This is a genomic window from Spirosoma sp. (genome assembly GCF_048594605.1).
Taxonomy (GTDB): Bacteria; Bacteroidota; Bacteroidia; order Cytophagales; family Spirosomataceae; genus Spirosoma.
Genome location: NZ_JBMDWV010000444.1, coordinates 1 through 4,460 on the forward strand (window position 1 = coordinate 1; position 4,460 = coordinate 4,460).

At 48.9% G+C, this 4,460-nt stretch carries 3 protein-coding genes; all 3 read right to left on the reverse strand.

Annotated features, from left to right (window positions below; translation table 11 throughout):
• Positions 1-111 precede the first annotated feature (111 nt).
• A complete protein-coding gene (locus ACOJS8_RS28015; RefSeq protein ID WP_420151864.1) occupies positions 112-1,323 on the reverse strand; it encodes an enolase C-terminal domain-like protein in 1,212 nt (403 codons plus the stop codon).
• Positions 1,324-1,353: 30 nt separating this feature from the next.
• On the reverse strand, positions 1,354-3,279 hold the full coding sequence (locus ACOJS8_RS28020) for a glycoside hydrolase family 2 protein (RefSeq protein ID WP_420151865.1): 1,926 nt from the start codon (positions 3,277-3,279) through the stop codon (positions 1,354-1,356).
• Between the two features lie 414 nt (positions 3,280-3,693).
• The gene (locus tag ACOJS8_RS28025; protein ID WP_420151866.1) at positions 3,694-4,245 is read right to left on the reverse strand and encodes a hypothetical protein; all 552 of its coding nucleotides are present in this window, start codon (positions 4,243-4,245) and stop codon (positions 3,694-3,696) included.
• Positions 4,246-4,460: the final 215 nt, after the last annotated feature.

Here is a 4,460-nt window from a genome sequence, read left to right on the forward strand (position 1 = left end):
TTTTTGGTTGTTGTTTGTTGTGGTTTTTCACCACCCTAATTTGCCCCAAACAAAAATGGGGGTTTTTCACACCCCGACACCACAGAAGGCATACGTAAAACCCTTACTACGTTAAACCGTCTTGAGTAACTTCATACCAAAACCCGGCGTTGAGGGAGGCACTAGTTGGCCTTTTACGATTTTGTAATCGCCGAAATCAATGTCTTCGCAGGTACACGGCACGCCTTCAATCGTTACGGTGTTGCCCAATCCGCCCGTCAGGTGGGCCGTGTAGTTGGTTTTGAGTACTTCACCGAATGCGTGCGGAGACGATTGAATTCCCATCTTTTCCAGTTCGGGCATGAGTTTCCGCCAGGGTGTAAAGCCATAACCCATAATGTCTGTGATGTGTACGTCGATCAGTTTTTGTGTTTCCAGTTCACGGAGCAATTTCTGGTCGGGGTCATATTCGCCATCGGCCAGCAGCGTTTTGACTTTATTGGCCTTCATCCAGTCGCGTAGTTTCCGGTAATCCGCTACGTTCTCGGCAAACGGTTCTTCCACCCAGAATAACGGAATATCGCCAATGCCTTTCAGGTACGTAGTCAACGTATCAATGGTAAAGCCATCGTTGCCATCTACCAGAATTTCGCAGTCGGGAAACGTTTTGGCCACGAGCTTCGTCACCTCAATATCACGCTGAACACCCGCGTCTTTCGGCATCCACATATTACCCCGGCCCACTTTCAGTTTGAACTGACGATAGCCCAGTTTGTAATCGCTGGTGCAGTTTTCAATGATTTTATCAAGCCCATTCGCCAACGTAGTAACCTTCCCTTCTTTCGGTTCGAGTTCATCGAAATAAATCATGCCGCTGTAGCACTTGGTCAGGATCGGCTTTTTCCGGCCAAGCATCTGATAAACCGGCTGCATCAGAATGACCCCGGCCAGATCGTGCAGCGGTACGTCGAACGCCAGCGCTTTGGAGTCGGTAACGCCAGCGGCAGGCTGGAATAACTCCGCCACTGACTTGCCTTTGACGTAGGCAATCAGTTCGTCGTTACGTCGACCATTGGGCAATCCCCACCCTTTGGCACCCTGATCGGTGGTGAGTGTGCAGACCGTCACTTTCGGCCCGTAACCATGAATATCGCGCCGGGCATTTTTACCCACAAACCGGGGCCATTTCAACTGCACTTCGGTATAGCTGATATCAGCAATTTTATGTCTGGCCAGTTCGTCGGCCCCAGCGTACTCATGCGCTCGACTCACCAGCGATGGACCGAGTACGAGCGCTGAAGCGGCTGCGCCAGTCACCTGATTCAGAAATGTTCTACGTTGCATGACAAAAGGTCGTTTAGGTTGGAGTTCCGTCTATTTAAACAAAGGCGCATGAATCTGACGTAGCGTTTCGACAGGAATTTTGATTACTTCCCGGTCGTAGGTCAGCAACCCATTTACTTCACCCTCTACGTCTGTCGTCTGCGTGTATACAGCCGCCGAGAGCGCCTGTTTCTGATAGTACTCGACGATTTTGGCGTATTTCTTCTGATACGCTTTCAGCACGTCATCGGCCGACTGATACGTCTGGTAGCCCCAGTTTCTCATTTCCGGATTCCATAGATGCCCCTTAACCGGCCAGCCAATCCCGCCAAACTCACCAATCACAACCACCCGATTGCTTTTTGCTTCGGGAGCGCGTGGCTCAGGTTCGTAGGTGTGAATGTCGTAAAAATCGCCTGAGTTCCGGTCATTCCAGCCGCTGACGGCGTTTACCGTCCGGCTTGGGTCCATTCCTTTCACCCAGGCCGCCATCCGCGCATTTTCATATTGCCCCCAGCCTTCGTTATGCACTACCCACGTAACAATGCTGGGGTGATTATGCAGTTGGTTCATCATTCGGCGCAATTCCAGCTCAAACTGCTCCCGCCCTTTCGACCGACGTATCGGCTCGTACTGATCGCCGGGATGTTCATTCTGTCCTTCCAGAAAACCCGACGGCATATCCTGCCAGACGAGTATACCCAGCTTGTCGCAGAGGTAATAATACCGATCCGGCTCTATTTTGATGTGCTTACGCAGCATGTTGAAACCCGACTTTTTCAGAAAATCGATCTCAAACGCCATCGCTTCGTCAGAAGGCGGGGTGAGTAATCCAGCAGGCCACCAACCCTGATCGAGCGGACCGTTCTGAAACACAAATTTGTTGTTCAGCAACAGTACCGGCTGACCAGCCACCGGACCGGCGCCAACCGAAATTTTCCGCATGGCAAAATAGCTCGTTACTACGTCCAGCGGATTACCATTTACCGTTGCGCTGGCGTACGCGGTCTGTTCGGCGTCATTCCGGCGGGGGCGTTTGTTGTTGGCCGTACCTTCAAATGGATCTTTGACGGTTACCAGTTCAGCCCGGAAATTGTACAGAAACGGATTCTCTGTCGACCAGAGTTTAGGATTTTTGACGGGCAAATACGCCACGCGACCTTCCCGAACAATGGTTGACCCAATAGTTTGCTGACCGTCCAGCGCTGTTACCCGTATCGCCGTGGTCGGATTGGTCGACGGTTTATCGGTCAGCACTTCTACCCGAATGCGCCCAGAATCCACTTCCGGCGTCAACCGTACTTCTTCCATGTATCGCTCTTTCGCAACGGGTTCCATCCAGACAGTTTGCCAGATACCCGACACGGGTGTATACCAGATTCCGTTCGGATTCAGCAATTGTTTGCCACGCGGCTGTTCACCCGTTGAGGTCGGGTCTGTTACGCCCAGTACGAGTTGATTTTGTCCATCTTTGAGGAAATCCGTTACGTCGAACGAGAATGCGTCGGAGCCTCCCGTGTGCGAACCTACCAGACCACCATTTACCCACAAACTACATTCGTAATCGACGGCTCCGAAATGCAGCAATACGCGCTGTCCGTTCCAGTCGCGGGGAATCGTTACGTTCCGACGGTACCACAACCGCTGATCCGGCGACAGTGATTTCGTTACTTTCGATAAGGTTGATTCGACGCTGAACGGCACTAAAATCTGCCCCTGAAAACGGGTAGGTTGTGGCGCGGTTTTGGGCGTAATGGCGTATTCCCACATGCCGTTCAGGTTCTGCCACTGCTGACGCACCAGTTGCGGACGGGGATATTCGCGCCAGGCATTTTCGGCCGTGATCTGCTTCTCCCAGCGACTCATAATAGGCGCCGGACGTACCTGGGGTGTTGATGGTGTTGGTGTCTGAGCCCGAAGTGCCGTTACGTTGGTTAGGCTTAGGCTCAGTAAAAAAATAGGTAATTTACTACGCATGGATGTATGGTTTCGTCTTCTGTAAAAGACGATTTCTCCCGGAGCTACTTTCTCCAGGCTGTTTTCTCTACAACTTAGTCGTTGTTTCTCCTCTACAAGTTGTGCTGGTAACAGAAGCGGGTGCGGATTCTCGATTGCACACCTGTGCGTGAATTATTTATTTTGGCTGTGCTTTAGAGGTAGATAGAGGAGTCGTATTTCTCGGGAAAAGAGCATGAGTTAAGTGACGTAGCAAATCCCTATATAACGCCTTTTGAATGAGGCTTCCCCCATAAAATACAATAAATCACCTGACAATAATTTGCATTATTATTAGAGTAGTTCTATAACTATTTTTATGTTAATGAGATAAAGCCGGAAAGGAGCAAATATCATTAGTCGTGCTGTTCTTGGTTTTATACCAATCACAAACTATTACTTTATACGTTGATAGGTGCTTGTTGTCGGAATGGTTTTCCAGCCAGATTTGGTGTTGTAAGTGCGCTCAATCCCATCGATTCTAAATTCATCAGCGCTGGTATAAGTCAGTGGATATGTTTTCGTTTCTGATTCGTCTGTTAGACTAATCTGGGTTCGATCCTCATTCACATCGAAGAACAAAGTCCGTCCATTAACCACGTATTGAACGGTACTGCCATTCGTCTGGGTAGCAGGATACGTGCGTATATAACCATCAGCAAAGACCCTCTTTTGCGTAAGCCAGTTTACTTTCAATTGAGCAATTACATACGCATGATTAGGAATCTCCGTCATTAAATCAGTGGATGCCATACCATCTAAGTTAGCATCAATTGGCTCCGGCGTTCTAATACTGGTTAGCTTCCAATTGCCAGTAAATTGTTGATCGATTAACTGATTATGCTTAGTACGTTGATCAGTTTGAGGTTGTAGCGGAGCATCTTTTTTCCCACAGCTGGTCATCCCCAAGACTGTAAGTACGACCCAAAAAATATGTGCATAGTTCATAGATTATGCTCGTTGAGAGAGTATATCGTTTTAACGTGCTAAGCACACAAAATCTGTTATATAAGTGGCAATATGTTAAGTAAGCCAACCCACAACGAGGTAGTAGGCTATCAGCCCCACAAGTAGTAGGTTTAGAGAAGGATAAAAAAGAGGTCGCTTCCAAAAGTAAACCAAGCCAACTAGGGCATAGAGGAAAAGAAATACCCCTGTGTTAT